This window comes from Pseudomonas sp. Wu6 (assembly GCF_019891515.1).
Classification (GTDB): Bacteria; Pseudomonadota; Gammaproteobacteria; order Pseudomonadales; family Pseudomonadaceae; genus Aquipseudomonas; species Aquipseudomonas orientalis_A.
Window position 1 is genome coordinate 93,064 of the sequence record NZ_JAFLXH010000008.1, and the last position, 26,156, is coordinate 119,219.

At 62.1% G+C, this 26,156-nt stretch carries 26 protein-coding genes; 14 read left to right on the forward strand and 12 right to left on the reverse strand.

Annotated features, from left to right (window positions below):
• Positions 1-7 precede the first annotated feature (7 nt).
• From rsmB to def, 3 genes are all read right to left on the reverse strand, one after another.
• Positions 8-1,318, reverse strand: coding sequence for a 16S rRNA (cytosine(967)-C(5))-methyltransferase RsmB (gene rsmB / locus J1G34_RS07795; RefSeq protein ID WP_065897833.1), 1,311 nt, complete (start codon positions 1,316-1,318; stop codon positions 8-10).
• Positions 1,315-2,268 (reverse strand): methionyl-tRNA formyltransferase, encoded by a 954-nt coding sequence (gene fmt / locus J1G34_RS07800; RefSeq protein ID WP_065895242.1) that lies wholly within the window; start codon positions 2,266-2,268, stop codon positions 1,315-1,317. Before fmt ends, rsmB begins: the two co-directional genes overlap by 4 nt.
• 68 nt (positions 2,269-2,336) lie before the next feature.
• The gene (gene def / locus J1G34_RS07805) at positions 2,337-2,843 is read right to left on the reverse strand and encodes a peptide deformylase (protein WP_005783383.1); all 507 of its coding nucleotides are present in this window, start codon (positions 2,841-2,843) and stop codon (positions 2,337-2,339) included.
• A gap of 135 nt (positions 2,844-2,978) precedes the next feature.
• Here def and J1G34_RS07810 point away from each other — a divergent pair, with 135 nt between their 5' ends.
• The 3 genes from J1G34_RS07810 (at position 2,979) to J1G34_RS07820 (ending at position 5,538) form a co-directional block, all read left to right on the forward strand.
• Positions 2,979-3,755, forward strand: coding sequence for a peptidoglycan-binding protein (locus J1G34_RS07810; RefSeq protein WP_065895243.1), 777 nt, complete (start codon positions 2,979-2,981; stop codon positions 3,753-3,755).
• 63 nt (positions 3,756-3,818) lie between these two features.
• Complete coding sequence (gene dprA / locus J1G34_RS07815; RefSeq protein WP_065895244.1) at positions 3,819-4,922, forward strand: DNA-processing protein DprA; 1,104 nt, start codon at positions 3,819-3,821, stop codon at positions 4,920-4,922.
• Positions 4,923-4,980: 58 nt separating this feature from the next.
• Positions 4,981-5,538: an L-threonylcarbamoyladenylate synthase gene (locus J1G34_RS07820; protein ID WP_065886727.1), complete on the forward strand. Its 558-nt coding sequence runs from the start codon at positions 4,981-4,983 to the stop codon at positions 5,536-5,538.
• A gap of 104 nt (positions 5,539-5,642) precedes the next feature.
• On the opposite strand, the gene J1G34_RS07825 is transcribed toward J1G34_RS07820, so the two are convergent.
• The gene (locus J1G34_RS07825) at positions 5,643-6,620 is read right to left on the reverse strand and encodes a quinone oxidoreductase family protein (protein WP_065895245.1); all 978 of its coding nucleotides are present in this window, start codon (positions 6,618-6,620) and stop codon (positions 5,643-5,645) included.
• Positions 6,621-6,779: 159 nt separating this feature from the next.
• Here J1G34_RS07825 and hemF point away from each other — a divergent pair, with 159 nt between their 5' ends.
• Complete coding sequence (hemF, locus tag J1G34_RS07830) at positions 6,780-7,712, forward strand: oxygen-dependent coproporphyrinogen oxidase (RefSeq protein WP_065895246.1); 933 nt, start codon at positions 6,780-6,782, stop codon at positions 7,710-7,712.
• Entirely contained in the window at positions 7,712-8,530 is an 819-nt protein-coding gene (gene aroE / locus J1G34_RS07835) for a shikimate dehydrogenase (RefSeq protein WP_122561522.1), read from the forward strand. Before hemF ends, aroE begins: the two co-directional genes overlap by 1 nt.
• A gap of 113 nt (positions 8,531-8,643) precedes the next feature.
• Here the strand turns inward: aroE and J1G34_RS07840 are convergent, their stop codons facing one another.
• From J1G34_RS07840 to betC, 3 genes are all read right to left on the reverse strand, one after another.
• A complete protein-coding gene (locus J1G34_RS07840; RefSeq protein ID WP_222993737.1) occupies positions 8,644-10,212 on the reverse strand; it encodes a SulP family inorganic anion transporter in 1,569 nt (522 codons plus the stop codon).
• 173 nt (positions 10,213-10,385) lie between these two features.
• On the reverse strand, positions 10,386-11,300 hold the full coding sequence (choX, locus tag J1G34_RS07845) for a choline ABC transporter substrate-binding protein (protein ID WP_065936510.1): 915 nt from the start codon (positions 11,298-11,300) through the stop codon (positions 10,386-10,388).
• Between the two features lie 19 nt (positions 11,301-11,319).
• Entirely contained in the window at positions 11,320-12,831 is a 1,512-nt protein-coding gene (gene betC, locus J1G34_RS07850; RefSeq protein ID WP_222993739.1) for a choline-sulfatase, read from the reverse strand.
• A gap of 103 nt (positions 12,832-12,934) precedes the next feature.
• Here betC and J1G34_RS07855 point away from each other — a divergent pair, with 103 nt between their 5' ends.
• From J1G34_RS07855 to J1G34_RS07875, 5 genes are all read left to right on the forward strand, one after another.
• Positions 12,935-13,885, forward strand: coding sequence for a choline sulfate utilization transcriptional regulator (locus tag J1G34_RS07855; protein WP_065886734.1), 951 nt, complete (start codon positions 12,935-12,937; stop codon positions 13,883-13,885).
• Between the two features lie 171 nt (positions 13,886-14,056).
• A complete protein-coding gene (locus tag J1G34_RS07860) occupies positions 14,057-15,016 on the forward strand; it encodes a 2-dehydro-3-deoxygalactonokinase (RefSeq protein ID WP_065886735.1) in 960 nt (319 codons plus the stop codon).
• 1 nt (position 15,017) lies between these two features.
• Positions 15,018-15,638 carry a 2-dehydro-3-deoxy-6-phosphogalactonate aldolase gene (locus J1G34_RS07865; protein ID WP_222993740.1) on the forward strand — a complete coding sequence of 207 codons (621 nt, stop codon included), beginning with the start codon at positions 15,018-15,020 and terminating at the stop codon, positions 15,636-15,638.
• Between the two features lie 48 nt (positions 15,639-15,686).
• Entirely contained in the window at positions 15,687-16,835 is a 1,149-nt protein-coding gene (dgoD, locus tag J1G34_RS07870; protein WP_003187297.1) for a galactonate dehydratase, read from the forward strand.
• A 182-nt stretch (positions 16,836-17,017) separates the two neighbouring features.
• The gene (locus J1G34_RS07875; protein WP_065897841.1) at positions 17,018-18,322 is read left to right on the forward strand and encodes an MFS transporter; all 1,305 of its coding nucleotides are present in this window, start codon (positions 17,018-17,020) and stop codon (positions 18,320-18,322) included.
• Positions 18,323-18,357: 35 nt separating this feature from the next.
• On the opposite strand, the gene J1G34_RS07880 is transcribed toward J1G34_RS07875, so the two are convergent.
• The 3 genes from J1G34_RS07880 to trpB form a co-directional block, all read right to left on the reverse strand.
• Positions 18,358-20,019 (reverse strand): FAD-dependent oxidoreductase, encoded by a 1,662-nt coding sequence (locus J1G34_RS07880; RefSeq protein ID WP_222993742.1) that lies wholly within the window; start codon positions 20,017-20,019, stop codon positions 18,358-18,360.
• A gap of 176 nt (positions 20,020-20,195) precedes the next feature.
• Entirely contained in the window at positions 20,196-21,005 is an 810-nt protein-coding gene (gene trpA, locus J1G34_RS07885) for a tryptophan synthase subunit alpha (RefSeq protein WP_065897843.1), read from the reverse strand.
• On the reverse strand, positions 21,005-22,231 hold the full coding sequence (gene trpB / locus J1G34_RS07890) for a tryptophan synthase subunit beta (RefSeq protein ID WP_065886741.1): 1,227 nt from the start codon (positions 22,229-22,231) through the stop codon (positions 21,005-21,007). Before trpB ends, trpA begins: the two co-directional genes overlap by 1 nt.
• A gap of 111 nt (positions 22,232-22,342) precedes the next feature.
• On the opposite strand from trpB, the gene J1G34_RS07895 reads away from it, so the two are divergent.
• The gene (locus J1G34_RS07895) at positions 22,343-23,239 is read left to right on the forward strand and encodes a LysR family transcriptional regulator (RefSeq protein ID WP_065897844.1); all 897 of its coding nucleotides are present in this window, start codon (positions 22,343-22,345) and stop codon (positions 23,237-23,239) included.
• On the opposite strand, the gene J1G34_RS07900 is transcribed toward J1G34_RS07895, so the two are convergent.
• Complete coding sequence (locus tag J1G34_RS07900; RefSeq protein ID WP_003170746.1) at positions 23,236-23,562, reverse strand: ElaB/YgaM/YqjD family protein; 327 nt, start codon at positions 23,560-23,562, stop codon at positions 23,236-23,238. The two genes, J1G34_RS07895 and J1G34_RS07900, sit on opposite strands and share 4 nt — an antisense overlap.
• A gap of 157 nt (positions 23,563-23,719) precedes the next feature.
• Here J1G34_RS07900 and J1G34_RS07905 point away from each other — a divergent pair, with 157 nt between their 5' ends.
• Positions 23,720-23,935 carry a dodecin gene (locus tag J1G34_RS07905; protein WP_065886743.1) on the forward strand — a complete coding sequence of 72 codons (216 nt, stop codon included), beginning with the start codon at positions 23,720-23,722 and terminating at the stop codon, positions 23,933-23,935.
• Positions 23,936-24,051: 116 nt separating this feature from the next.
• The gene (locus tag J1G34_RS07910) at positions 24,052-24,276 is read left to right on the forward strand and encodes a DUF1161 domain-containing protein (RefSeq protein WP_065895256.1); all 225 of its coding nucleotides are present in this window, start codon (positions 24,052-24,054) and stop codon (positions 24,274-24,276) included.
• 59 nt (positions 24,277-24,335) lie between these two features.
• Here the strand turns inward: J1G34_RS07910 and J1G34_RS07915 are convergent, their stop codons facing one another.
• On the reverse strand, positions 24,336-25,337 hold the full coding sequence (locus J1G34_RS07915) for an LLM class flavin-dependent oxidoreductase (protein WP_065933608.1): 1,002 nt from the start codon (positions 25,335-25,337) through the stop codon (positions 24,336-24,338).
• 215 nt (positions 25,338-25,552) lie between these two features.
• On the opposite strand from J1G34_RS07915, the gene J1G34_RS07920 reads away from it, so the two are divergent.
• Entirely contained in the window at positions 25,553-25,984 is a 432-nt protein-coding gene (locus J1G34_RS07920) for an OsmC family protein (protein ID WP_065886746.1), read from the forward strand.
• The last annotated feature ends 172 nt before the right edge of the window (positions 25,985-26,156 follow it).

Sequence of the window (26,156 nt, forward strand, 5' to 3'; positions counted from 1 at the left end):
AAACCATTCAGCCGCGCGCGGCGGCGATCTTGATCAGTTTGGCGTAGTAGAAGCCATCATGCCCGCCTTCCTGCGCGAGCAATTGGCGACCGTGCGGTTGCTTGATGCCGGCCGTGGTCGCGAGGTCCAGTTCCCGTGCGCCGCTGGTGCGGGCGAGGAAGGCTTGAATGACCTCGGTATTCTCGGTGGGCAAGGTGGAACAGGTGGCGTAAAGCAGAACGCCGCCGACTTCCAGGGTGGGCCACAGTGCGTCGAGCAGTTCGCCCTGCAGCACGGCCAGGGCGGCGATGTCGTCGGGTTGGCGGGTCAGCTTGATATCCGGGTGGCGGCGGATCACGCCGGTGGCCGAACAGGGCGCATCCAGCAGGATGCGCTGGAACGGTTTGCCGTCCCACCAGGTGGCGGTGTCGCGGCCGTCGGCGGCGATCAGCTCGGCGTTCAAACCCAGGCGTGCGAGGTTTTCCCGTACGCGCACCAGGCGTTTGGCTTCCAGGTCGACCGCTACCACACCGCCCAGGTCCTTTTCGACTTCCAGGATGTGACAGGTCTTACCGCCCGGCGCGCAGCAGGCGTCCAATACGCGTTGCCCGGGTGCCAGGTCGAGCAGGTCGGCGGCCAGTTGTGCGGCTTCGTCCTGCACGCTGATCCAGCCCTCGGCAAAGCCCGGCAGGCTGCGCACGTCTGTGGCAGCCTGGAGCACGATACCGTCGATGCTGTACACGCACGGCGCGGCGTCGATGCCCGCCTCGCTGAGCAACTGCAGGTAGGCGTCGCGGCGGTGATGGCGACGGTTGACCCGCAGGATCATCGGCGGATGGGCATTGTTCGCCGCGCAAATGGCTTCCCATTGCTGCGGCCAGAACGCCTTCAGGGATTTTTGCAGCCAGCGCGGATGCGCGGTGCGCACCACCGGGTCATGTTCCAGCTCGGCCAGCAGCCCTTCGCTTTCGCGCTGGGCGCGGCGCAGCACGGCATTGAGCAAGGCCTTGGCCCAGGGTTTTTTCAGTTTGTCGGCGCAGCCCACCGTTTCACCGATGGCGGCGTGGGCCGGTACGCGGGTATAGAGCAGTTGATAGAGACCGACCAGCAGCAGCGCTTCAACATCGGCGTCGGCTGCCTTGAACGGTTTTTGCAGCAACTTGGCCGCCAACGCCGACAGCCTTGGCTGCCAACGCGCCGTGCCAAAGGCCAGGTCCTGGGTGAAACCGCGATCACGGTCTTCAACCTTATCCATCTGCACGGGCAGCGAACTGTTCAGCGATGCTTTGCCGTTGAGCACGGCGGCGAGGGCCTTGGCGGCGGCCAGACGCGGGTTCATTGGGCGACCACGCCGAGAACGGTGCCCAGGGCAAACTTCTCACGACGGCTGTTGAACAAATCGCTGAAATTAAGCGCCTTGCCACCGGGCAATTGCAGACGGGTCAGGCACAGCGCTTGTTCGCCGCACGCCACCAACAGGCCGTCTTTGCTGGCGCCGATGATTTCACCCGGAGCGCCTGTGCCCTCGGCCAGGGTCGCGGCCAATACTTTCAAGGCTTCGCCGTTGAGCGTGCTGTGGCAGACAGGCCATGGGTTGAACGCACGTACCAGGCGCTCAAGCTCCACGGCCGGGCGGCTCCAGTCGATGCGGGCTTCGTCTTTGTTCAGTTTGTGCGCGTAGGTGGCGAGGCTGTCGTCCTGCACCTCGCCTTCCAGGGTGCCGGCAGCAAGACCGGCGATGGCCTGGATGACGGCCGGCGGGCCCATTTCAGCCAGGCGATCGTGCAGGCTGCCGCCGGTGTCTTGGGCAGTGATCGGCGTGGTGACTTTGAGCAGCATCGGGCCGGTGTCCAGCCCTGCTTCCATGCGCATGACCGTCACGCCGCTTTCGCTGTCGCCTGCTTGCACCGCGCGCTGGATCGGCGCCGCTCCGCGCCAGCGTGGCAGCAACGAAGCGTGGCTGTTGATGCAGCCCAGGCGTGGGATATCGAGTACGGCCTGGGGCAGGATCAAGCCGTAGGCGACCACGACCAGCAGGTCCGGCTTGAGCGCGGCCAGTTCGGCCTGGGCATCCGCATTGCGCAGGGTCGGTGGTTGCAGCACGGTGATGTTGTGCTCAAGCGCCAGCTGCTTGACCGGGCTGGGCATCAGTTTTTGCCCGCGCCCGGCCGGGCGATCCGGCTGGGTGTACACCGCGACGATTTCATAGGGGCTGGCAAGCAGCGCCTTGAGGTGTTCGGCGGCAAATTCGGGTGTACCGGCAAAAACAATGCGCAGTGGCTCGGTCATCGGAGTTCTCGTTAAAAGCAGTCACAAAAGAAAAAGGCTTGCCGCAGCAAGCCTTTGGAAGGAGGGCATCAAGCTTGCTGGCGATGCTTTTTTTCCAGCTTCTTCTTGATCCGGTCACGTTTGAGCGTGGACAGGTAATCGACAAACAGCTTGCCGTTGAGGTGGTCGCACTCGTGCTGGATGCACACCGCCAACAGGCCTTCGGCAATCAGCTCGAACGGCTTGCCGTCGCGGTCCAGGGCCTTGATCTTCACGCGCAATGGGCGTTCGACGTTCTCGTAGAACTCCGGCACCGACAGGCAACCTTCCTGGTATTCGCCCATCTCGTCGGTCAGCGGTTCGAACTCGGGGTTGATGTACACCCGGGGTTCGCTGCGATCTTCGGACAGGTCCATGACCACGACGCGCAGATGCACGTTGACCTGGGTCGCGGCGAGGCCGATGCCCGGGGCTTCATACATTGTTTCAAACATGTCATCGACCAACTGACGAACCTTGTCGTCCACTACGGCCACCGGCTTGGCGATCGTGCGCAGGCGCGAGTCGGGAAATTCGAGGATGTTCAAAATAGCCATAAGCGTAATTGCTGCACATGTGAGGTAGAGGCAAATCGGCGGTGGGATGGACCCAGGCAGCCGGTGTGAAACGTTCGAAAGCCGCGAAGGCTATGGCGTTTCACGCGAACGTACATAATAAAGGAGATTGACCCCATGAGGAAATCGCTACTCGTCTTGCTGCTGTGGGCCCCGCTGGCCATGGCGCTGATTCCACAGCCCGGCCAGCGCCTGGACCCTGTCACGCAAAAGGCCATACAGGGCTTCCTGCTGCACAACCGCCTGCTCGATTCCCCCGAGGACCTGGATAACGCACCCTATATCGTCGCCGCCGAAGGTGGGCGCGTGCTGGGCGCCAACGGCGAGCGCGTCTACGCCAGGGGCAGTCTGGACCCGACCCAGCCGAACTACGGGATCTTCCGCCGAGGCAAGGTCTATACCGACCCCGACACCCGCGAACTGCTTGGAATCAATGCCGACGACATCGGCACCGCGCGCTTTGTGCTGAGCGATGATCTCACCACCCTGGCCGTGCAACGGGTTACCCAGGAAGTGCGCCCAGGCGACCGCTTGCTGCGCGCCGAACCTGGCGTGGACCTGGCCAATCTGCAAACGCCTGCATCCGCCCCCTTTGTTGAAGGCCACATCATCGACATTCCCAAGGGCGTCACACAGATCGGCGTGCTGGATGCGGTGACCTTGAACAAGGGGCGCCGGGACGGTGTGGTCGAAGGCCAATTGCTCACGGTGATCAGGGCCGGCGCCTCGGTGCGCGACGCGCTGACAGGGGCCCCGACGCGACTCCCGGATGTGCGTGCCGGCACCCTGCTGGTGTTTCGCACCTATGAAAAACTCAGCTACGCCCTGGTTCTCAGCGCGTCCCGCCCGCTGGCCGTGATGGATCGTTTCGAGACTGACGATCAATCGCAATAAATAGCCTGCTAAATAAGTTACCAACAGAGTTATCCACAGCTTGTTGCGATCAAGGATGATCAGATGTTTCCGATAAACAGCAATCAAATTTCCCCGGCAGAGCTGGAAGCCCGGCTGCGCTTGCACCGGTTGCCGGAACTGGGTCCCAGGCGTTTTCACCGGTTGATCGAGGCGTTCGGTTCTGCGTCGAAAGCCATCAGTGCCCCTGCCAGCGCCTGGCGCGCGCTCGGGTTGCCGGCCGTCAGTGCCGATGCCCGGCGCAGTGTGGATATTCGTGATGGGGCCAGTGCGGCATTGGCCTGGCTGGCCCGCCCTGGCCAGCATTTACTGATGTGGGACCAGCCCGATTACCCTGCGCTGCTCGGCCAGACAGAGGGCGCTCCGCCGCTGTTATTCGTTGCCGGCGACCCATCGCTGCTGGAAAAACCGCAGTTGGCCGTGGTCGGCAGTCGTCGTGCTTCGCGCCCCGGCATGGACACCGCCGCCGCCTTTTCGCGCAGCCTGGCAAGCGCCGGTTTTGTCATCACCAGCGGCCTTGCGTTGGGTATCGATGGCGCGGCCCATCAGGCGGCATTGGACGTGGGCGGTCATACCATCGGTGTGCTCGGCACCGGTCTGGAAAAACTTTATCCACAGCGCCACAGGAAGCTGGCCGCGACCATGATTGACCAGGGCAGCGCCGTGGTTTCCGAGTTTCCACTGGACGCGCCACCCCAGGCCGGTAACTTTCCACGGCGCAATCGGATTATCAGCGGTTTGTCCCTGGGGGTCCTGGTGGTGGAAGCCAGCATCGCCAGCGGTTCGCTGATTACCGCACGGCTGGCGGCGGAACAAGGACGCGAGGTGTACGCCATTCCGGGTTCCATCCATCATCCGGCGGCCAAGGGCTGTCATCAGTTGATCCGCGATGGCGCGGTGCTGGTGGAAACCATCGAGCACATTCTTGAAGGCTTGCGCGGTTGGCAGGCGTTGTCACGCCCGGCCCCGGTACCGGTTGTGCATCCGCTGGTGGCGCTGTTGCACGCGGCCCCGCACACCAGCGAAGCCCTGGCGCTTGCCAGTGGACGGCCGCTGGCCCAGGTGCTGGCGAGCCTTACCGAGTTGGAACTCGAAGGCCGGGTGATCTGTGAAAGTGGGCGCTGGCTTGCGCGTGGCGAACGGTTGTAGCTGGGTTTTGCAACGAAGATCGGTAAACTGCCCAGAGCTTTAGTTCGGAGAGTAAACAATGGTCAACAGGTGGCGTGTGCTGGAAGCTGCACGAGAAATTCGCGCAGGTGCGGTGATTGCCTATCCGACCGAAGCGGTCTGGGGCCTGGGCTGCGACCCGTGGAATGAAGCAGCGGTGGACCGTTTGCTGGCGATCAAGAATCGCTCAGTGGATAAGGGCCTGATCCTGGTGGCCGATAATATCCGCCAGTTCGACTTCCTGTTCGAAGACTTTCCCGACACCTGGATCGAGCGCATGGCCAGCACCTGGCCTGGGCCGAATACCTGGCTGGTGCCCCACCAGGACTTGCTGCCGGAATGGGTCACGGGGGTGCATGACACCGTGGCGCTGCGGGTCAGTGACCATCCGCTGGTACGGGATTTGTGCGCCCAGGTCGGGCCGTTGATTTCCACGTCGGCCAACCCCCAGGGCCGCCCGGCCGCACGTACGCGGATTCGGGTGGAGCAGTATTTCCGCGGGCAGGTGGACCTTGTACTGGGCGGCGCCCTGGGTGGACGCAAGAACCCGAGCCTGATCCGTGACCTGGCGACGGGGGATGTGGTGCGACCGTCCTGAGACCGAGTCGCGCCTATCGGGGGCAAGCCCCCTCCCACATTTGATCGGTGTTCGTCGAGACACCTCGGTCAAGGGTGGGAGGGGGCTTGCCCCCGATGGCTTTCTTAAGGCAGCAGGATGGTTGAACCGGTCGTGCGCCGCCCGGACAACTCGGTCTGCGCCTTCGCCGCATCCGCCAGTGCATAGCGCTGGTTGATATCAATGCGCACCTTGCCGCTCTTGATCATCGAGAACAGGTCATCGGCCATCGCCTGCAAGTCCTTCGGGTTGCTCGCGTAGGTCGCCAGCGTCGGCCGCGTGACATACAGCGAGCCCTTCGCCGACAGAATCCCCAGGTTCACCCCGTCCACCGCGCCCGACGCATTCCCGAAACTCACCACCAAGCCTCGCGGTGCGACGCTGTCCAGCGACGTCAGCCAAGTGTCCTTGCCAACGCCGTCATACACCACGGGCACCTTTTTACCGTCAGTCAATTCCAGCACGCGCTGTGCGACATTTTCCTTGCTGTAATCGATGGTTTCCCAGGCGCCGAGGGATTTGGCCACGGCGGCTTTCTCCGGTGAGCTCACCGTGCCGATCAATTTCACGCCCAGCGCCTTGGCCCATTGGCAAGCCAGGGAGCCCACACCGCCTGCGGCGGCGTGGAACAGAATGGTTTCGCCGCCCTTCAGCTCATAGGTCTGGCGCAGCAGGTACTGTACGGTCAGGCCCTTGAGCATGGCACCGGCGGCCTGTTCGAAGCTGATTTCGTCCGGCAGATGCACCAGGTTGGCCGCAGGCAATACATGCAACTGGCTGTAGGCGCCGAGCGGACCGCTGCCATAGGCCACGCGGTCGCCGACCTGGAATTGGCTGACTTCACTGCCTACGGCATCGACCACACCGGCGCCTTCGGCGCCCAGGCCCGAGGGCAAGGACGGTGGCGCGTAGAGGCCGCTGCGAAAATACGTGTCGATGAAGTTCAGGCCAATGGCTTCGTTGCGCACCCGAACCTGTTGTGGGCCAGGCTCCGCCGGCGTGTAGTCCACATACTCAAGCACATCGGGGCCACCATGGGCGCTGAACTGGATACGTTTGGCCATCTACCTTCTCCTTGGGTCGAATAAACGAAGGCCCCTATCGGACTCCTAAGCTTGATCTTCGTCAACTGCGACGACACGAGGTGCGGTGGTATCCTGTGCGCCCATTTGCCGCCGACGCCCAATGGCCTCGCGTAGCTTTGCCCGATTCAAGGTGATGCCATGACTACCCGCACCGAGGCTGTAAAAGCCTACCTGCTCGACCTGCAAGACCGTATTTGCAGTGCCCTGGAAACCTTCGAAACGGACACGCGCTTTATCGAAGACGCCTGGACCCGGCCTGCCGGTGGTGGCGGTCGCACCCGTGTGATTGAAAACGGGTCGGTCATCGAAAAAGGCGGCGTCAATTTTTCCCACGTGTTTGGCAGCGGCTTGCCCCCGTCCGCCAGTGCCCATCGCCCTGAACTGGCCGGTCGCGGCTTCGAGGCGCTGGGCGTATCGCTGGTGATCCATCCCCATAACCCGCACATACCGACTTCCCACGCCAATGTGCGCTTTTTCATTGCTGAAAAGGAAGGCGAAGAGCCGGTGTGGTGGTTTGGCGGAGGCTTTGACCTGACGCCTTATTACGGCAACGACGAAGACTGCATCCACTGGCATCGCGTGGCCGAGCAGGCCTGTGCGCCGTTCGGTGCGGACGTTTACCCGCGTTATAAAGCCTGGTGCGACAGCTATTTCCATATCAAGCACCGCAACGAGCCGCGTGGCATCGGCGGCCTGTTTTTCGATGACTTGAACGAATGGGGCTTCGACACCTGCTTTGCCTTCATCCGCGCCATCGGTGATGCCTACATCGACGCCTACCTGCCGATCATGCAGCGCCGCCAGGCGATGGCTTATACCGAACAGCAGCGTCAGTTCCAGGAGTTCCGCCGGGGCCGCTACGTTGAGTTCAACCTCGTCTATGACCGTGGCACCCTGTTCGGCCTGCAGTCGGGCGGGCGTACCGAGTCGATCCTGATGTCGCTGCCGCCGCAGGTGCGCTGGAGCTACGACTGGAAAGCCGAGGCCGGGAGCGAAGAAGCGCGCCTTACCGACTATTTCCTGCAGGACCGCGACTGGCTCGGCCTGACTGCGCCCAAGGCGGCAGTGTGATGGATCGCTATGTCGTCTTCGGCAACCCTATCGGCCACAGCAAGTCACCGTTGATTCACCGCCTGTTCGCCGAGCAGACCGGCGAGCAGATGGACTACAGCACACTGCTCGCGCCGCTGGAGGACTTCATCGGCTGTGCCCGTGAGTTCTTTCAACACGGCCGTGGGGCGAATGTCACCGTGCCGTTCAAGGAAGACGCTTTCCGGCTGGCCGACACCCTCAGCGAGCGCGCCCAACGCGCCGGCGCGGTGAATACCCTGAGCAAGCTGGCCGATGGCACGTTGCTCGGTGATAACACTGACGGCGCAGGCCTGGTGCGCGACCTCAAGGTCAACGCCGGGCTGGACCTGCAAGGCAAGCGCATCCTGCTGCTGGGCGCCGGTGGCGCGGTACGCGGCGCGTTGGAACCGTTGCTGGCCGAAAAACCCGCCTCACTGATCATTGCCAACCGCACCGTGGAAAAAGCCGAAGGCCTGGCCGAGCTGTTCAACGACCTGGGGCCGGTGTCCGCCAGTGGTTTCGACTGGCTGCGTGAGCCGGTGGACGTGATTATCAACGCCACGTCCGCCAGCTTGTCAGGCGACGTACCGCCGATTGCGGGCAGTTTGATCGAACCGGGCAAGACGTTCTGCTACGACATGATGTACGCCAAGGCGCCGACCGCCTTCTGTCGCTGGGCCGATGAGCAGGGTGCGGCGGTAGCGATGGACGGATTGGGCATGCTGGTTGAGCAGGCGGCCGAAGCGTTCTTTCTGTGGCGCGGCGTACGCCCGGAGTCGGCGCCGGTACTGGCCGAGCTGCGCCGCCAGTTGGCCTGACATATATCCAAATGTGGGAGGGGGCTTGCCCCCGATGGCGGTCTGTCAGCTACCCATGTGTTGGCTGAAGCACCGCTATCGGGGGCAAGCCCCCTCCCACACTTTGATCGCATTCAGTCTTCGAAATGGAGGGGGCACCTGTCTGGCCCTTCCAGCTTCTTCAACTCTTCAACCACCTGCGGCCGGGCCCCGCGCAAGGTCAGGCTACGCCCCAACCCCGCCAACCGCCGCGCTTCCTGGTGCAGCATCTCCACCCCGGAGTAGTCGATAAAGTTGATCTGCTGCGCTTCGATCACCACCCGCTCGCCCTGCAAGCGTTGCAGGCGCACCTGCAGGTAGTGGCTGGCGCCAAAAAAGATCGAGCCACCCACGCGCAACACATCCTCGTCACCGTCGCGCCATTGCTGCACCCGGGGTTGCGAGGTGCGCTTGAGGTAGAAAAACAGCGACGCCAGCACCCCGGCATAAATGGCCGTTTGCAGCTCCTGCAGCAAGGTCGCCACACACGTCAGCGCCATCACCGCGAATTCGGCGCGGCTCACGCGGTACAACGCACGGATGCCGCGGTGGTCCACCAGCCCCCAGCAGATCAACAGGATACTTGCCGCCATGCTCGGGATCGGAATGTGCGCGATCAACCCTGCGCCAAACAGCGCAAACAGCGCCACCCAGAGCGCGGAAAACACGCCGGCCAATGGCGAGCGGGCACCCGCCTCATAACTGAGCCCGGAGCGGGTGAACGAACCTGCCGACAGATAGCCGGAGAAAAATCCGCCGACGATATTGGATAAACCCTGGGCGCGAACTTCCTGATTGGCGTCGAGCAGTTGCTGCGAACGGGCCGACAGTGAGCGGGCAATCGACAGGCTGGTCACCAGCCCCAGCATGCCCACCGCCACAGCGCTCGGCAGCAGGCGCAGGATCGTGTCCAGGTCCATGGGCAACGGGCGCAAGGGTGGCAGCTTGCCGATGAACGAACTGACCAACGCCACCTGCCCGAACAGCGCCGGCCACAGCCATGTGGCGAGGCTGCCCAGGGCCAGGGCGATCAACAGGCTCGGCCAGCGTGGCACCAGGTATTTGAGCAGTGCGCCGACCAGCAAGGTGCCCAGGCCCAGGATGAGCGATGCGCGGTCCCAGTCGCCGGCATGTTCGAGCAGCGCCAGCAGGCTGTTGATCGCGGTGGCCTGGCTCGGCAGGTCCAGCCCCAGCAGGTTGGGCAACTGCCCCAGAGCGATGACCACCGCGGCACCAAGAGTGAAACCGAGCACCACGGAATGGGAGACGAAATTCACCAGCGCGCCGAAGCGCAGCAGGCCCAGCAACCATTGGAACACACCGGCGAGGACGGTCAGCAGCAGGATCAAGGTGATGTAATCCTGGGAACCCGGCACCGCCAGCGGGCTGATACTGGCGTAGAGCACAATGGAAATTGCCGCCGTAGGACCGCAGATCAGGTGCCAGGACGAGCCCCACAGGCACGCGATCAACACCGGAATGATGGCCGCGTACAGCCCGTATTCCGGTGGGAGCCCGGCAATCAGTGCGTAGGCAATCGACTGTGGCAGCGCGAGTACGGCGCCGCTGAGGCCGACGACGGCGTCCCGGCCGACGCTGCCGCGGGTTTGGCACGGCAGCCAACTGAGGAAAGGGAACAGTGTGTAGCGGTTGGGCCGGGGCATCGCAGGCTCGGGTAGAAAGGTTTGAGCCAGAGTATCAGGCTGCCAGTGATCGTTCCCACGCTCTGCGTGGGAATGCCTCTTGTGACGCTCCGCGTCACGGGTTTGAAAGCGGACGCAGAGCGTCCAGGGATGCATTCCCACGCGGAGCGTGGGAACGATCACGAGTGTGATCTTTAGAGGTTGGCTTTTACCGCTGCCAACGCATCCTTGCCATCCAGGGTTTTCACGCCCTCCAGCCACTTGTCCAACACCGCCGGATTGGCCTTGATCCAGGCCTTCGCGGCATCCGCATTGCTGACCTTGTTGTTGGCCACGTCAGCCATGATGCTGTTCTCCATGTCTTGGGTGAAACTCAGGTTGGTCAGCAGTTTGCCCACATTCGGACAGGCCTGCGCGTAGCCCTTGCGGGTCAAGGTGTAGACACTGCCGGTGCTGCCAAAATACTGCTCGCCGCCTGTGAGGTAGTGCATTTTCAGTTGCACGTTCATGGGGTGCGGCGTCCAGCCGAGGAAGGTGACGAAGCGCTGTTTCTTCACCGCTCGCGAAACTTCGGCGAGCATCGCCTGTTCACTCGACTCCACCAGCTTCCATTGGCCGAGGTCAAAGTCATTCTTCTTGATGATCTCCTGCAGCGAGATATTCGCCGGCGCGCCGGAGCCGATGCCGTAGATCTTCTTGCCGAATCGGTCGGCGAATTTATTCAGATCGGCAAAATCATGCACGCCCGCGTCCCACACGTAGTCCGGTACGGCGAGGGTGAACTCGGTGCCGTCGAGGTTCTTCGCCAGCTGTACGACATCGCCATTGGCCACGAACTTGTCATAAAAGCCTTGCTGCGCCGGCATCCAGTTGCCCATGAACACGTCAACCTGGCCATCCTTGAGCCCGCCAAAGGTAATCGGCACGGCCAGGGTGTCGACCTTGGCCGTGTAGCCCATGCCGGCCAGCAGAAAACCGGTGATGGCGTTGGTCGCCGCAATGTCGCTCCAGCCGGGATCGGCCATTTTCACCGTTTCGCAACTTGAGTCCGCAAATGCATTGGCGCTGCTCAACGCCAGGATGCCCAGCACTACCGTTAACTTTTGCATGGCCTTCCCTCTGTATTTTTTAGTGTTGGCAGGGTTGTGGATAACGTGCCTTGCGCTCCAGGTCGTCGAGGTCGATATGGTTGCGCATGTACTGCTGACTGGCGTCCACCAGTGGCTGGTGATCCCAGCTCTTGAGTTTGCCCTGGGTCAGTGCTTGGAACACCAGGCGACGGCGGCGTTGGCTGGCGAGCACCTGTTGGTGGATCGCCGGGATGTCCCACTTGGCCCGCGCCTCGTTTAAAAACGCCTCGAACAGTGGCCGGTGCTCCGGTGACTGGCTGAGGTTCTCCCGCTCGTGCGGGTCGTTGTGTACATCGAACAGTAGACAAGGGTCGTCTTCGCTGTAGATGAATTTGTAGGCGCCCCGGCGAATCATCATCAGCGGGCTGATGGTGCCTTCGGCCATGTATTCGCCAAACACTTCGTCGTGCCCGCCCTCGCCTTGCAAGTGTGGCAGCAGCGAACGGCCATCCAGGGGCAGGCGCGGGTCCAGCTCGCCGCCGGCCAACTCCACCAGGGTGGGCAACAGGTCGGCGGTCGAGACGGCCTGGGTCACACGGCGCGCCGCAAATTGCCCCGGCGCACTGATCAACAACGGCACGCGGGCGGCCATTTCGAACCAATGCATTTTGTACCAGAGGCCGCGCTCGCCCAGCATGTCGCCGTGGTCGCCGGAGAAGATGATGATGGTGTCATCGGCCAGGCCGGTGTCTTCCAGGGTTTGCAGCAGCTTGCCGACATTGCTGTCGATGTAGCTGCACGCGCCGAAATAGGCACGCCGTGCATCGCGGATCTTATCCACAGGCAGCGGCTTGTCCCACAGGTCGTAGACCCTGAGCAAACGCTGGGAGTGCGGGTCGAGATCGCCCTGGGGCGGTGTTGCAGGCAAGGGAATGTCGCTGTCGTCGTACAGGTCCCAGAACGGTTTGGGAATGGTGTACGGGTCATGGGGATGGGTCATCGACACGGTCAGGCAGAACGGTTGCTCGCCGTCCTCGCGGATATGATCGAACAGATATTGCCGGGCCTTGAATACCACTTCTTCGTCGAAATCCAGCTGGTTGGTGCGCACACAGGGCCCGGCTTGCAGCACCGAGGCCATGTTGTGATACCAGCTGGGGCGTACATCCGGCTCATCCCAGTTCACCGCCCAACCATAGTCCGCCGGGTAGATGTCGCTGGTCAGGCGCTCTTCATAGCCGTGCAACTGGTCGGGACCGCAGAAATGCATCTTGCCCGACAGCGCCGTGCGGTAGCCGAGGCGACGCAGGTAGTGGGCATAGGTCGGCACATCGGCGGGGAAATCCGCCGCGTTGTCGTAGGCGCCTATCTTGCTCGGCAACTGGCCGCTGACCAGCGTGAAGCGCGAAGGCGCACACAGCGGGCTGTTGCAGTAGGCGGCGTCGAAGACCACGCCCTGTTCGGCGAGGCGGCTCAGGTGGGGCAGCTTGATCGGGGAAGGTCCGTAGAACGGCAGCAGCGGCGCGGCCATTTGATCGGCCATGATGAAAAGAATGTTCTTGCGCTTCATGGTTTCTCGGCATTCCATAGGCGGTGTTTATGCCACTGAGCATGCGGCCCATGAAAAACGTGGTAAAGCCCATGACGAACAATGCCTAGGATAAGCACAGCTTATGTATGAAGCGCTGGGTGACCTCTCCCTCGACCTGCTGCGCGCGTTCGAAGCGGCTGCGCGGCAGCGCAGTTTTACCGCCGCCGCGATGGAGTTGGGCACCACCCAACCGGCCATCAGCCAGCAGATCAAACGGCTTGAAGAGCAGTTGGCGATCCGCTTGTTCGATCGCATCTACCGTGGCATCGAATTGACCGACGCCGGCGCCCTGCTGTTCGAACACGTGCAGGCCGGCCTGCAAACCATCAACCTGGGCCTGAGCACCGTCACCCGGCAGGACCAGCACGAAGTGCTGCAAGTGGCCACCGACTTCGCCTTTGCCGCCTACTGGCTGATGCCGCGCCTGCATCGGTTCCACGAGGCCAACCCGCAGGTTGACGTGAGCCTGGTGACCAGCGAGCGCAACCACGCCAGCCTGCGCAGCGACATCGACGTGGCCGTGCTGTTTGGCGATGGACGCTTCAAGCAAGGCGACAGCCTTTGGTTGTTCAATGAGGAAGTGTTCCCGGTGTGCAGCCCCCAGTGGCTCAAGAACCAGGCCACTGCGCTGACGGTGCAGACCCTGCCGGACTACCCCCTGCTGCACTTGCGTCAGGAAAACAATCGCCATTGGTTCGATTGGGCCGGTGTGTTTCGCGAGCTGGGTATCAGCGCCGCGCCCACCCCTGGCCAGTTGCGTTTCGACAATTACACGCTGCTGATTCAGGCGGCTATTGCCGGCCAGGGCGTCGCGATCGGCTGGCGCCACCTGGTGGATAACCTGCTGGAGCAGAACTGGCTGTGCAGACCGATCAGCGAGACGGTGGTCTCGCGCTTCGGCTATTACGTGGTGCAGCCCCAGCGCAAGCGTCGCGGGCAGTTGGTCGAACGGTTTGTCGATTGGCTGCTGGCGGAGCAGGCCGGCAGTGCGCAGTCATTGACCGGGCTGGCCCTGCCATCGATTGCGGTCTAGGACCGGCGCTTTCCAAGCTAATGCAATGCTCATTTTCCCAGGAAGATGTATGATTTTTCGCGTTATTCTCCCAATATATGGGACTGATATTTATATATTGAGATATTACAAAGCTTAGGTTTATATTCGCCCATCTGCTTTTTTCAGCACCCACTCATTTCAGGTGAAGCGATGCAGGCGCAATTGATCGCGCTCGATTGGGGAACCAGCTCCCTTCGTGCTTACAAACTAGGCCCCGCCGGCGTGGTGCTGGAACAACGCTCACTGGCGTCGGGCATCATGCATTTGCCCAGCGAACCGCGTGACATTGCAGGCGTGCGCTGCAGCAATGGTTTCGAGCTGGCCTTCGATAGCGCCTGTGGGGACTGGCTCGACGCCCAGCCCGACCTGCCGGTGATTGCCTGCGGCATGGTCGGCAGCGCACAGGGCTGGAGCGAAGCGGCTTACCGCAACACCCCGGTGGATGTGGCGAGCCTGGGGCAGGCGCTGCATAAGGTGCGCAGCGTGCGTGGGGTTGATGTGCATATCGTGCCGGGCGTGATCGAACAGGTCGGCCTGCCCAATGTGATGCGCGGCGAAGAAACCCAGGTGCTCGGTGTGCTGCACGGGCTTGCGAGCGACGTATTGATTGGCCTGCCGGGCAGCCATTCCAAATGGGTCGAGGTCGTCGAAGGCTGTATCACTCACTTCGACACCTTCATGACCGGTGAGCTGTTCGCCGTCTTGAGCCAGCACAGCATCCTGGGGCGTACCCAGCAATCATCGGAACATTTCCAGACCGAGGCGTTTGACCGCGGCGTGCATGTGGCTCTTTCGGCAGATGGCCGGCGCGGCGTGCTCTCGACGCTGTTCAGTGCCCGCACCCTTGGCCTGACTGCCCAACTGACGCCCGAGCAGCAGCCCGACTACCTGTCCGGCCTGCTGATCGGTCATGAACTGGCCGGTTTACCCGACAGCGCAAAACCCAAGCCGATCGTCCTGGTCGGTGCCGCCCCCCTCTGCGCTCGCTATCAACGTGCCCTCGCGCTGTGCGGCTTCACCGACGTCAGCCTGGCGCAGGCCGCCAGCGAGCGCGGTTTGTGGCAACTGGCCGTGGCGGCCGGGCTCACTCAACCTGTAACGGAGGCCTGACATGCTTAAAACAGCACTCGCACAAAACGGTCTGATCGCGATTCTGCGCGGCGTGCGCCCGGACGAAGCCGAAGCCGTCGGCCAGGCGCTGTACCAGGCCGGTTTTCGCGTCATCGAAGTACCGCTTAACTCGCCGGACCCCTACACCAGCATCCGCACCCTGCGCGACAGCCTGCCCGCCGATTGCCTGATTGGTGCCGGTACGGTGCTGACGCCCGAGCAGGTCGAGCAGGTCAAGGCCGCCGGCGGCCAGGTGATCGTGATGCCCCACAGCGATGCCAAGGTATTGCGGGCGGCGAAAGCGGCGGGCCTGTATCTGTCGCCGGGCGTCGCCACGCCGACCGAAGCCTTTGCCGCACTGGCCGAAGGCGCCGACGTATTGAAACTGTTTCCGGCCGAGCAAATGGCCCCGGCGGTGATCAAGGCGTGGCTTGCGGTATTGCCGGGGGGCACGTTGCTGCTGCCGGTGGGCGGTATCACGCCGGACAACATGCAAGTGTTCACCGACGCCGGCGCCAAGGGCTTCGGGCTGGGCTCCGGATTGTTCAAACCGGGTATGAGCGTAGAGCAGGTTGCGAGCCGCGCCCAGGCTTATGTCGCGGCCTGGAAAGCCCTGAGCTGAGTTCAAGTTCCGCGCCTGCTGGCGCTGCATCTATAAGAGAGACAACAGATGAAAATCACCAAACTGACGACCTTCATCGTCCCGCCGCGCTGGTGCTTCCTCAAGGTCGAAACCGACCAGGGCGTCACCGGCTGGGGTGAGCCCGTGGTTGAGGGTCGCGCCCACACCGTGGCCGCTGCCGTTGAAGAATTGTCCGACTACCTGATCGGCAAAGACCCACGCAATATCGAAGACATCTGGACCGTGCTCTATCGCGGCGGTTTCTACCGCGGTGGCGCTGTGCACATGAGCGCCCTCGCCGGTATCGACCAGGCGTTGTGGGACATCAAGGGCAAGGCCCTGGGCGTGTCCGTCAGCGACCTGCTGGGCGGCCAGGTGCGTGACAAGATCCGTGTGTATTCGTGGATTGGTGGCGACCGCCCGGCCGACACGGCCCGCGCGGCCAAAGAGGCTGTGGCCCGTGGTTTCACTGCGGTGAAAATGAACGGCACCGAAGAGCTGCAGTTCGTCGACAGCTTCGAAAAAGTCGACCTGGCCCTGGCCAACGTCGCTGCCGTGCGCGATGCGGTCGGCCCTAACGTCGGCATTGGCGTCGATTTTCATGGTCGCGTGCACAAGCCCATGGCCAAGGTGCTGATGAAGGAACTGGACCCGTACAAGCTGATGTTCATCGAAGAACCGGTGCTCAGCGAAAACTACGAAGCCCTCAAGGAACTGGCCCCCCTGACCAGCACCCCGATTGCCCTGGGCGAGCGCCTGTTCTCGCGCTGGGATTTCAAGCGCGTGCTCAGTGAAGGTTATGTCGACATCATCCAGCCGGATGCGTCCCACGCCGGCGGCATCACCGAAACCCGCAAGATCGCCAACATGGCCGAAGCCTACGACGTGGCCCTGGCCCTGCACTGCCCGCTGGGCCCGATTGCCCTGGCGGCCTGCCTGCAATTGGATGCGGTGTGCTACAACGCGTTTATCCAGGAACAAAGCCTGGGCATCCATTACAACGAGAGCAACGACCTGCTCGATTATGTGCGCGACCCGGGCGTATTCGACTATGACCAGGGCTTTGTGAAGATCCCCAACGGGCCGGGCCTGGGCATCGAGATCAACGAGGAATACGTGGTCGAGCGCGCGGCCATCGGCCATCGCTGGCGCAACCCGATCTGGCGCCATGCCGACGGCAGTTTCGCCGAGTGGTGATGTTGCCCTGAAGAAACGCGGTAAAAATGTGGGAGGGGGCTTGCCCCCGATTGCGGTGTGTCATCCACCGATGTACTGGCTGTTCCACCGCCATCGGGGGCAAGCCCCCTCCCACATTTGATTCGGTTTCGTCAGCCAGTCTCATTTCTGTCCTCAATAAACACAAGAAGAGGCACTTCCCCATGCACCCTGAATCCCTCACCGGACAGGCTTCTGTAGTCACGCCTAGCCGAAAGCGCTTCTTTATCATGGTGCTGCTGTTCATCACCGTGGTGATCAACTACCTCGACCGCAGCAACCTGTCGATTGCCGCTCCCGCGCTGACCAGCGAGCTGGGCATTGACCCGGTCCATGTCGGGCTGATTTTCTCGGCGTTCGGCTGGACCTACGCCGCGATGCAGATCCCTGGCGGCTGGTTGGTCGACCGTGTGCCCCCGCGCATTCTCTACACCGCCGCCCTGCTGCTGTGGTCCATCGCCACCGTCATGCTCGGCTTTGCCGCCAGCTTCATTGCGTTGTTCGTGTTGCGCATGGCCGTCGGTGCCCTGGAGGCCCCGGCCTACCCGATCAACAGCCGGGTGGTGACCACCTGGTTTCCCGAGCGCGAGCGCGCCACGGCGATTGGCGTCTACACCTCCGGGCAGTTTGTCGGGCTGGCGTTTCTCACCCCCGTGCTGGCCTGGCTGCAGCATGCGTTCGGCTGGCACATGGTGTTCGTCGCCACCGGTGGCGTCGGCATCTTATGGGCGCTGATCTGGTACGCGGTGTACCGCGAGCCCAAGGATTTCAAGGGCGCCAACGCGGCGGAAATCCAGCTGATCCGTGACGGCGGTGGCCTGGTGGATATGCAGGAAAAAGCCAGCAAGGCACCGTTCAGCTGGGTTGACCTGGGCATTGTGCTGAGCAAGCGCAAGTTGTGGGGCATCTACCTTGGGCAGTTCTGCCTGAATTCCACCCTGTGGTTTTTCCTGACCTGGTTCCCGACCTATCTGGTGAAGTATCGCGGTATGGACTTCATCAAGTCCGGTCTGCTCGCCTCACTGCCGTTTCTGGCGGCGTTCGTCGGTGTTCTGTGCTCCGGGATTTTTTCCGACTGGCTGATTCGCCGGGGCGCGTCGGTAGGCTTTGCGCGCAAGTTGCCGATCATCGGCGGGCTGCTGATTTCCACCGCGATCATCGGCGCCAACTACGTGGACTCCACCGCCTGGGTGATCGCATTCCTGGCGCTGGCGTTCTTCGGCAATGGGCTGGCGTCGATCACCTGGTCGCTGGTATCCACGCTGGCACCTGCTCGTTTGTTGGGGCTGACCGGTGGCGTGTTCAACTTCATCGGCAACCTGTCGGCGATTGCTACGCCGATCGTGATTGGATTTCTTGCCAGCGGTGATTCGTTTGCGCCGGCCATTACCTATATCGCGGTGCTGGCGTTGCTTGGCGCGCTTTCCTACGTGCTGCTGGTGGGCAAGGTCGAGCGGATTGAGCTGTGAAACAAGGCGACCCTGAGGTCGCCTTCCTTACCTGTTCACGGCACGGACATCTCGTTACGGAACACGTTGTGCCGGTCCCAATGCCGCTTGGTGCGGCGCAGGCGGCTTTCGATCATGAGGTCGGGGACGAAAATCTTGTACCAGTAGGGGTTTTTCGGCTTGGCCGGGTTGCCGTCCTCATGAGTCATGTCCAGGTCCGGGTAGTTGATATAGCAACCCTCGAACTGGTCATTGAGGGGCACCCCCCGATCATTGGCGAAGGCGTTGAAAAACAGTCCCTGAATCCATCGCGCGTGGGCCTGGTCCGCCGCCTCGCCGGCCTCCTGCCAATAGCACTGCGGTTGCCACTTCAGATAGGACGAGCGCTGTGAGGCCGACGACTCCTTGCGAACCGCCGGTGTGGCCTCATTGATGCGCCCGCCAAACGACTGGATTTGTATCAGGCTCTGGGTCAGGTATTGATCGGGGTCGTCCCAGTGCAGCGTGTCCCAGATCGCCTGGAGCACCTGAGGGGTGAATTCGCCCTTCTGATAGGCCGACTTGTAGCGCCCGCGCAGATTGTCCCCTGAACCATTCAAGGTTTGCTGGCACACCAGCCAATCCAGGCGTCGCGTGGCCGCCAATGCGTCGGGCAATGCTTTGATGGCGCGTCCACTGGCGCCGCCGCTTGGCATATGCACAACGTAAAACGGCACCAGGCATTCGGTCGCAGGCAGGCCAATGGCATCGAGCATTTTTGCGACGAAATCTTCAAAGGGCGCCTGGTCCTTCAGCCCTCCGTCGCGATCGACGTAGTGAATGCCCAGGGTCACATTACCGGTGTGCGGATGGCGCATCTCCAGTTTGGTCGCCAACCCCCACGTGTCGGGATTGCTTTGGTTGAGGGCGAACCAGTTCTGATAGGCGATAAGCAGGTTGTCGAGCCTGGACTTATCGGTCAGCAGGGACCAATCCCATTGCAGCACCAGCCAGAGCACTTCCTTCGGCGCCTCGGGCAACGTCTTGAAATAGTAGCTGGTGATGATGCCGAACTGACCGCCACCGGCGCCGCAGCACGCCGCGAAGAGGTCGAGCTCGTCAGGGTCTGTGCTGTCTCGCGAGACATGCACGGGGGTCAGGCCGGTGCCCTGTGCATTGGGCACCAACATATCCACACCGTGCAGCCAATCGCACACCAGGCCATGCTTGCGTGACAGCAACCCATAGCCGCCCCCGCAGATATGCCCGCCCAGGCCGACCGAATAGCATGAGCCGCCCGGCAGTGTCTTATTGGCCAGCTTGTACAACCTGACGTAGGCGTCCCAATTCTGCGCACCGGCCTCCAGGCGAAAGCTGTAGCGCTCGAGCCGCGCGGGGACCAGGTCGGAAGCCAGTTGCCCATCGGCAGCGTAGACCACCTGGTTCAGCGGGCTGATATCCAGGATCGATAACACCTCGTCGCTGCTGCCGGGCATTTTGTTGGCGACGAAACCTTCGTAACAGTGACCACCGCTTCGAACCGTTATACGTCCGTGGGTGATCGCCAGCGCTTCGGCGGCGGCGTCGACGATGTCCTGGGTACTGTGGCAGAGGTAGATGCGGCTGGCGCCATTGGGCGACGATTCGCCCTGCACATTGCCCAACGGCCAGCGCAGGTTGAAGCCTTTCTGCAGGGTGGAATGACGGGGGTCTGAAGACGTGATGAGATCAAATGCCATGATGTACTCCTTAAGAGCCAGGGATGACTTCTGATGCAGCTAACTTAACAACCGGGGGGCAAGAACTGCGGGGGGCTTGCAGAGGCGGTTAGACGACAAGAGGCATGAAGTGCTTGTGGGGGGTGACGGCATGTCACCCCCCCACAAGCCTAGCGCAAGAATCCGGACCGGTGCAGTTACCGACGTGCGTTGCGCACGCCTTCGGACAGCGCCGCGCAATGGCTCAATACGCCATCGATCGCTTGCTGGTGGCTGTCGGCGTTGGCGATGTGATCGATCAGTGCAGACCCCACCACCACCCCGTCCGCCAGGCGCGCGATGGCCGCCGCTTGCTGCGGTGTACGGATGCCGAAGCCTATACTGATCGGCAGGTCGGTATGGCGACGCAAGCGGCTCACGGCTTCTTCGACGTGCTCCAGGGTGGCCGCGCCGGCACCGGTCACGCCCGCTACCGACACGTAGTACACAAAGCCGGAGCTGCCGTTGAGCACCGTCGGCAGGCGTGCGTCATCAGTGGTCGGCGTGGTCAGGCGGATAAAGTCGATACCCGCCGCCTGGGCCGGATCGCACAGTTCGCCGTTATGTTCAGGCGGCATGTCCACCACGATCAGCCCGTCTACGCCCGCTTCCTTGGCGTCGGTGATGAATTGCGGGACACCGTACTTGTGGATCGGGTTGAAGTAGCCCATCAACACCAGGGGCGTGTCGTTGTTGTCTTTGCGGAACTCGCGGACCATCTGCAGGGTTTTCGCCAGGTTCTGCCTGGCCTCCAGCGCGCGGATGTTGGCCAATTGGATGGCCGGGCCATCGGCCATCGGGTCGGTGAAGGGCATGCCCAACTCGATCACGTCGGCTCCGGCAGCGGGCAGGCCTTTGAGGATGGCCAGCGAGGCGTCATAGCCCGGGTCGCCGGCGGTGACGAAGGTCACCAGGGCGGCGCGGTTCTGCTCTTTGAGTTGCGCGAAGCGCGTTTGCAGGCGGCTCATCAATGTTTCTCCTGCTGGGACTGTTCCATATGGTGCATGACGGTCTGCATGTCTTTGTCGCCTCGGCCGGACAGGTTGATCACCATCAGGTGCTCCTTGGGCAGGGTCGGTGCGCGTTTGAATACTTCGGCCAGGGCGTGCGCGCTTTCCAGCGCCGGAATGATCCCTTCGAGGCGGCAGCATTTGTGGAAAGCATCGAGGGCTTCATCGTCCGTCACCGAGGTGTACTGGACACGGCCGATGTCGTGCAACCAGGCGTGCTCAGGGCCGATGCCGGGGTAGTCCAGGCCTGCGGAAATCGAGTGTGCGTCGATGATCTGGCCGTCATCGTCCTGCAGCAGGAAGGTGCGGTTGCCGTGCAGTACGCCGGGCACCCCGCCATTGAGGCTGGCGGCGTGCTTGCCGGTTTCGATGCCATGACCGGCCGCTTCAACGCCGATGATCTCGACGCTGGTGTCATCCAGGAACGGGTGGAACAAGCCCATGGCATTGGAGCCGCCGCCGATGCACGCCACCAGGCTGTCCGGCAGGCGGCCTTCCTGGGCTTGCAATTGGTCGCGGGTTTCCTTGCCGATCACGGCCTGGAAATCGCGCACCATGGCCGGGTAAGGGTGCGGGCCGGCCACGGTGCCGATCAGGTAGAAGGTGCTGTCGACATTGGTGACCCAGTCACGCAGGGCCTCGTTCATCGCGTCCTTCAGGGTGCCGGTGCCGGCGACCACCGGGATCACTTCGGCGCCCAGCAGCTTCATGCGAAACACGTTGGCCTGTTGGCGCTCGATGTCGGTGGTGCCCATGTAGATCACGCATTGCAGGCCAAAGCGCGCGGCGACGGTGGCAGTGGCCACGCCGTGCATGCCGGCGCCGGTCTCGGCGATGATGCGTTTCTTGCCCATGCGCCGCGCCAGCAGGATCTGGCCGATGCAGTTATTGATCTTGTGCGCGCCGGTGTGGTTCAGCTCTTCGCGCTTGAGGTAGATCTTGGCGCCGCCGCAGAATTCGGTCAGGCGTTCAGCGAAGTACAGCGGGCTTGGACGCCCGACGTAATCGCGCTGGAAGTAGGCCAATTCCTCGTTGAACGCCGGATCGATCTTGGCCGCTTCGTATTCACGGGCCAGCTCGAGGATCAACGGCATCAGGGTTTCAGCGACGTAGCGGCCGCCGAACGCACCAAACAGGCCGTTGACGTCAGGGCCGTTGCGCAGGTCGGTCTGGGACTGAGTCATGGGACGCTCCAGGAAAGAAAGGGGTGTGGGAAATAATGAGCACCACTCTACCCCTGCCGCTCTGGGCTGAAAACCGATAAGATCGCCGTAACCTGTCAGGAAAACTCACAGATGAGCCGAGACCTTCCACCACTCAATGCGCTGCGCGCCTTTGAAGTCACTGCCCGCCTCAGCAGCGTCAGCCAGGCTGCGGAGCACTTGCATGTCACCCATGGCGCAGTCAGTCGCCAATTGAAAGTGCTGGAAGAACACTTGGGCGTCAGCCTGTTCGTCAAGGAGGGCCGCGGCCTTAAACTCACAGATGCAGGGGCAAGGTTACGCGATGCCAGCGCCGAGGCGTTCGAGCGTCTGCGCGATGTGTGTGCCGAACTCACCCAGCGCAGCGCCGACGCGCCCTTCGTACTGGGATGCTCGGGCAGCTTGCTGGCGCGCTGGTTGATACCGCGTCTGGGGCGCTTGAATGCTGACTTGCCGGACTTGCGTCTGCACCTGTCTGCCGGTGACGGCGACCTCGACCCCAGGCGCCCCGGCCTTGATGCCCTGCTGGTATTCGCCGAGCCGCCTTGGCCGGCGGATATGCAGGTATTCGAGCTGGCCAGCGAGCGCATCGGCGCCGTCATGAGTCCACGCTTCGCCGGCTATGAGCGCCTGCGCCAGGCACCGGCCCAAGCCTTGCGTGGCGAACCTCTCTTACACACCACGTCGCGTCCGCAAGCCTGGCCCAGTTGGGCGCAGCAACACGGGATCGAGCCCGACGCGCTGAAACTCGGCCAGGGTTTTGAACATTTGTATTATTTGCTGGAAGCGGCGGTGGCAGGACTGGGCGTGGCGATTGCGCCACAACCGCTGGTGGCGGAGGACCTGCGTGCGGGTCGCCTGGTGGCGCCGTGGGGCTTCAGTGAAACCCCGGCGCACCTGGCGTTGTGGCTACCCAAGCGCGCCGCAGATGGGCGCGCTGGGCAATTGGCGCAGTGGCTCAAGGCTGAGCTGGCGCGCCAACCTGTTTAGTCGCCGCGTTTGCACAGCAGGTAGGCTGCCAGCAGACCCAGAGCACCGACGGCAACGCCGGCGGTGGTCCATGGGTGCTCTTGTGCGTAATCGCGAGTGGCAACGCCGGTTTCGCGGATTTTGACTTTGCTTTCTTCGTACGCGTCGCTGATCAGGTGGCGCGAGTGCTTGAGGGCATTCTCGGCATTGCTTTTCAGGGCCTTCAGCGTTTTGCGCGACTCATCGGATGCGTCGTCCTTGAGGCTCTCGAGGGATTTGAGCAGGCTCGAAATCTCGGCTTCCATGCTTTCCAGCGACGCTTTGCGTAAAGAAGTGTTGGCCATTTGGACATCTCCTGAAGTGATTGAGTGGCGTGTGTAGATACCGACTGCGGCCGTTTCAGAAAGTGCATTAAATCTGAACTTTCGTGGCCGAGCGGTCGCCTCAAGCAGTACGAATATTCACTGCTAGTCTTGATTGACGACCTACAGGAGAAACACCATGAGCGAACATCACACCTACAAGAAAGTCGAATTGGTGGGCTCATCCACCACCACCATCGAAGATGCGATCCAGAATGCCCTGGCCGAAGCCAGCAAAAGCCTCAAGCATCTGGAATGGTTTGAAGTGACTGAAACCCGTGGGCATATCGAGGATGGCAAGGTCGCGCACTATCAGGTCACCCTGAAGGTGGGATTCCGAATTGCCAGTAGTTGATCGGGCGCGCGGAACTTTGACCGCTGGCCGATTGCCATAACCTGCGCTACACCCAATGCATGCCGACGCCCTGAGCGTCGGCATGCTCTTTTCGACCAGCGCAAGGAAAGTATCGGATGAAGAAGTTTCTGTTGGCGGTAGGTTTGTTGAGCATTGCAGGCACGGCCCTGGCGGCGGGCAAGCCTTGTGAAGAGCTCAAAGGCGAACTCGCGGCAAAGCTTGATGCCAAGGGCGTTCAGCACTATTCGCTGGATGTTGTGGATAAAGGCGCTGCCGCCGATGGCCAAGTGATTGGCAGTTGCGAAGGCGGCACCAAGGAAATCGTCTACAAGCGCGGTTAATCCCGTGTTGCAGACATAAAAAACCGACGCAGGCGCGTCGGTTTTTTTTCGCCTGGGGTTTAGCCCTTCATCACCTGCGCCAGCAGCTCGTAGGAATGAATCCGGTCGGCGTGCTCATACAGGTCGCAGGTAAAGATCAGTTCGTCGGCGCCGGTCTGTTCGATCAGCACCTCCAGTTTGGCGCGGATCTTCGCCGGGCTGCCCACCATCGCCAGGCCGAGGAAACTGCCCACCGCTTCTTTCTCGTGGGGCAGCCACAGGCCGTCCATGGTTTTTACCGGTGGGCGCTGCACCAGGCTTTGCCCGCGCATCAGCGCGAGGATGCGCTGGTACACCGAGGTGGCCAGGTAGTCGGCCTGTTCGTCGGTGTCAGCGGCGACCAGAGGAATGCCGAGCATCACGTAGGGCTTGTCCAGCACCGCCGAAGGCTTGAAGTGATTGCGGTACACCCGAACCGCCTCATGCATCAGGCGCGGTGCGAAATGTGAGGCGAAGGCGTAGGGCAAGCCACGTTCACCAGCCAATTGCGCACTGAACAGGCTCGAGCCCAGCAACCACACCGGCACATTGGTGCCGGTGCCCGGGACTGCGATCACCCGCTGATCGGGCGTACGCGGGCCGAGATAGGCCATCAGTTCGGCCACGTCTTGCGGGAAGTCGTCCGCGCTGCCGGAGCGTTCACGGCGCAGGGCGCGGGCGGTCATTTGATCGGAACCGGGCGCGCGGCCCAGGCCCAGGTCGATACGGCCAGGGTACAGGCTCTCCAGGGTGCCGAACTGCTCGGCGATCACCAGCGGCGCGTGGTTGGGCAGCATCACCCCGCCGGAGCCGACGCGGATAGTCGAGGTCCCACCGGCCAGGTAACCCAGCAATACCGAGGTAGCCGAGCTGGCAATACCGTCCATATTGTGGTGCTCAGCCACCCAGAAACGGTTATAGCCGAGCTTTTCCACGTGCTGGGCAAGGTCCAGAGAATTGCGTAACGATTGCGCCGCACTGCCGTTGGCGCGTACGGGCACCAGGTCGAGGGTCGAGAACTTCACGTCGGACAGCGATTTCATAGCCTGCTTCTCCAATAGGGGCGCAGGCTTCTTAGACGAACCAAAACCTGCCGCTTCATGTGCATGGTCTATGCAATGAGGGCATATACCCGAGATTCAATAGCAGCCATGAAATTTCCTACTTATTTGGTAGGTCTTTCCGACAAGATGAACTTTGCGACGGCGTCTATCCTCAGAACCTTACTGACGCAAAATCACCGTTCGAGGAGAAAGCTATGAGTATCGTTAAAAAGGCATCCGCGCATTGGGAAGGCGATCTGAAGACTGGCCTGGGTTCGATTTCCACCGAGACCGGCGTGCTGCGCGAAGCGCCCTATGGCTTCAAGGCCCGCTTCGAAGGCGGCAAGGGCACCAACCCTGAAGAACTGATTGGTGCGGCCCACGCCGGCTGCTTCTCCATGGCGTTCTCCATGATTCTCGGCGACGCAGGCCTTAAGGCTGACAGCATCGACACCGAAGCCCAGGTGACGCTCGACCAGGTCGAGGGCGGTTTTGCGATTACCGCTGTGCACCTGGTGCTTAAAGCCAAGATTCCAGGCGCCAGCCAGGCGCAGTTCGACGAACTGAGCAAAAAGGCCAAGGAAGGGTGCCCAGTGTCCAAAGTGCTGAATGCAACCATCACCCTGGATGCCACGCTCCTGAACTAACCCCTGGACAGTGTGGAAGGGGGCTTGCCCCCGATAGCGGTGGGTCAGCCGAAGAAATTTAGCTGATCCACCGCTATCGGGAGCAAGTCCCCTCCTACATTTTGTTCTGCGTTAAATCAGAACTCGTGTTTCATAAATGTGGTCCTATAGCCTATGCAGCCTAGACGCACAC

Bases quoted from the DNA above. Each gene is read 5' to 3' on its own strand.
- J1G34_RS07875 (WP_065897841.1), top strand. From the start codon at position 17,018: ATGCACCCTGAATCCCTCACCGGACAGGCTTCTGTAGTCACGCCTAGC.
- J1G34_RS07915 (WP_065933608.1), bottom strand. From the start codon at position 25,337: ATGAAATCGCTGTCCGACGTGAAGTTCTCGACCCTCGACCTGGTGCCC.
- choX (WP_065936510.1), bottom strand. From the start codon at position 11,300: ATGCAAAAGTTAACGGTAGTGCTGGGCATCCTGGCGTTGAGCAGCGCC.
- trpB (WP_065886741.1), bottom strand. From the start codon at position 22,231: ATGACTCAGTCCCAGACCGACCTGCGCAACGGCCCTGACGTCAACGGC.
- J1G34_RS07860 (WP_065886735.1), top strand. From the start codon at position 14,057: ATGCAGGCGCAATTGATCGCGCTCGATTGGGGAACCAGCTCCCTTCGT.
- J1G34_RS07855 (WP_065886734.1), top strand. From the start codon at position 12,935: ATGTATGAAGCGCTGGGTGACCTCTCCCTCGACCTGCTGCGCGCGTTC.
- aroE (WP_122561522.1), top strand. From the start codon at position 7,712: ATGGATCGCTATGTCGTCTTCGGCAACCCTATCGGCCACAGCAAGTCA.
- J1G34_RS07895 (WP_065897844.1), top strand. From the start codon at position 22,343: ATGAGCCGAGACCTTCCACCACTCAATGCGCTGCGCGCCTTTGAAGTC.
- J1G34_RS07905 (WP_065886743.1), top strand. From the start codon at position 23,720: ATGAGCGAACATCACACCTACAAGAAAGTCGAATTGGTGGGCTCATCC.
- betC (WP_222993739.1), bottom strand. From the start codon at position 12,831: ATGAAGCGCAAGAACATTCTTTTCATCATGGCCGATCAAATGGCCGCG.
- hemF (WP_065895246.1), top strand. From the start codon at position 6,780: ATGACTACCCGCACCGAGGCTGTAAAAGCCTACCTGCTCGACCTGCAA.
- J1G34_RS07900 (WP_003170746.1), bottom strand. From the start codon at position 23,562: ATGGCCAACACTTCTTTACGCAAAGCGTCGCTGGAAAGCATGGAAGCC.
- rsmB (WP_065897833.1), bottom strand. From the start codon at position 1,318: ATGAACCCGCGTCTGGCCGCCGCCAAGGCCCTCGCCGCCGTGCTCAAC.
- fmt (WP_065895242.1), bottom strand. From the start codon at position 2,268: ATGACCGAGCCACTGCGCATTGTTTTTGCCGGTACACCCGAATTTGCC.
- J1G34_RS07820 (WP_065886727.1), top strand. From the start codon at position 4,981: ATGGTCAACAGGTGGCGTGTGCTGGAAGCTGCACGAGAAATTCGCGCA.
- J1G34_RS07825 (WP_065895245.1), bottom strand. From the start codon at position 6,620: ATGGCCAAACGTATCCAGTTCAGCGCCCATGGTGGCCCCGATGTGCTT.
- dprA (WP_065895244.1), top strand. From the start codon at position 3,819: ATGTTTCCGATAAACAGCAATCAAATTTCCCCGGCAGAGCTGGAAGCC.
- J1G34_RS07910 (WP_065895256.1), top strand. From the start codon at position 24,052: ATGAAGAAGTTTCTGTTGGCGGTAGGTTTGTTGAGCATTGCAGGCACG.
- J1G34_RS07865 (WP_222993740.1), top strand. From the start codon at position 15,018: ATGCTTAAAACAGCACTCGCACAAAACGGTCTGATCGCGATTCTGCGC.
- J1G34_RS07920 (WP_065886746.1), top strand. From the start codon at position 25,553: ATGAGTATCGTTAAAAAGGCATCCGCGCATTGGGAAGGCGATCTGAAG.
- J1G34_RS07810 (WP_065895243.1), top strand. From the start codon at position 2,979: ATGAGGAAATCGCTACTCGTCTTGCTGCTGTGGGCCCCGCTGGCCATG.
- J1G34_RS07840 (WP_222993737.1), bottom strand. From the start codon at position 10,212: ATGCCCCGGCCCAACCGCTACACACTGTTCCCTTTCCTCAGTTGGCTG.
- dgoD (WP_003187297.1), top strand. From the start codon at position 15,687: ATGAAAATCACCAAACTGACGACCTTCATCGTCCCGCCGCGCTGGTGC.
- J1G34_RS07880 (WP_222993742.1), bottom strand. From the start codon at position 20,019: ATGGCATTTGATCTCATCACGTCTTCAGACCCCCGTCATTCCACCCTG.
- trpA (WP_065897843.1), bottom strand. From the start codon at position 21,005: ATGAGCCGCCTGCAAACGCGCTTCGCGCAACTCAAAGAGCAGAACCGC.
- def (WP_005783383.1), bottom strand. From the start codon at position 2,843: ATGGCTATTTTGAACATCCTCGAATTTCCCGACTCGCGCCTGCGCACG.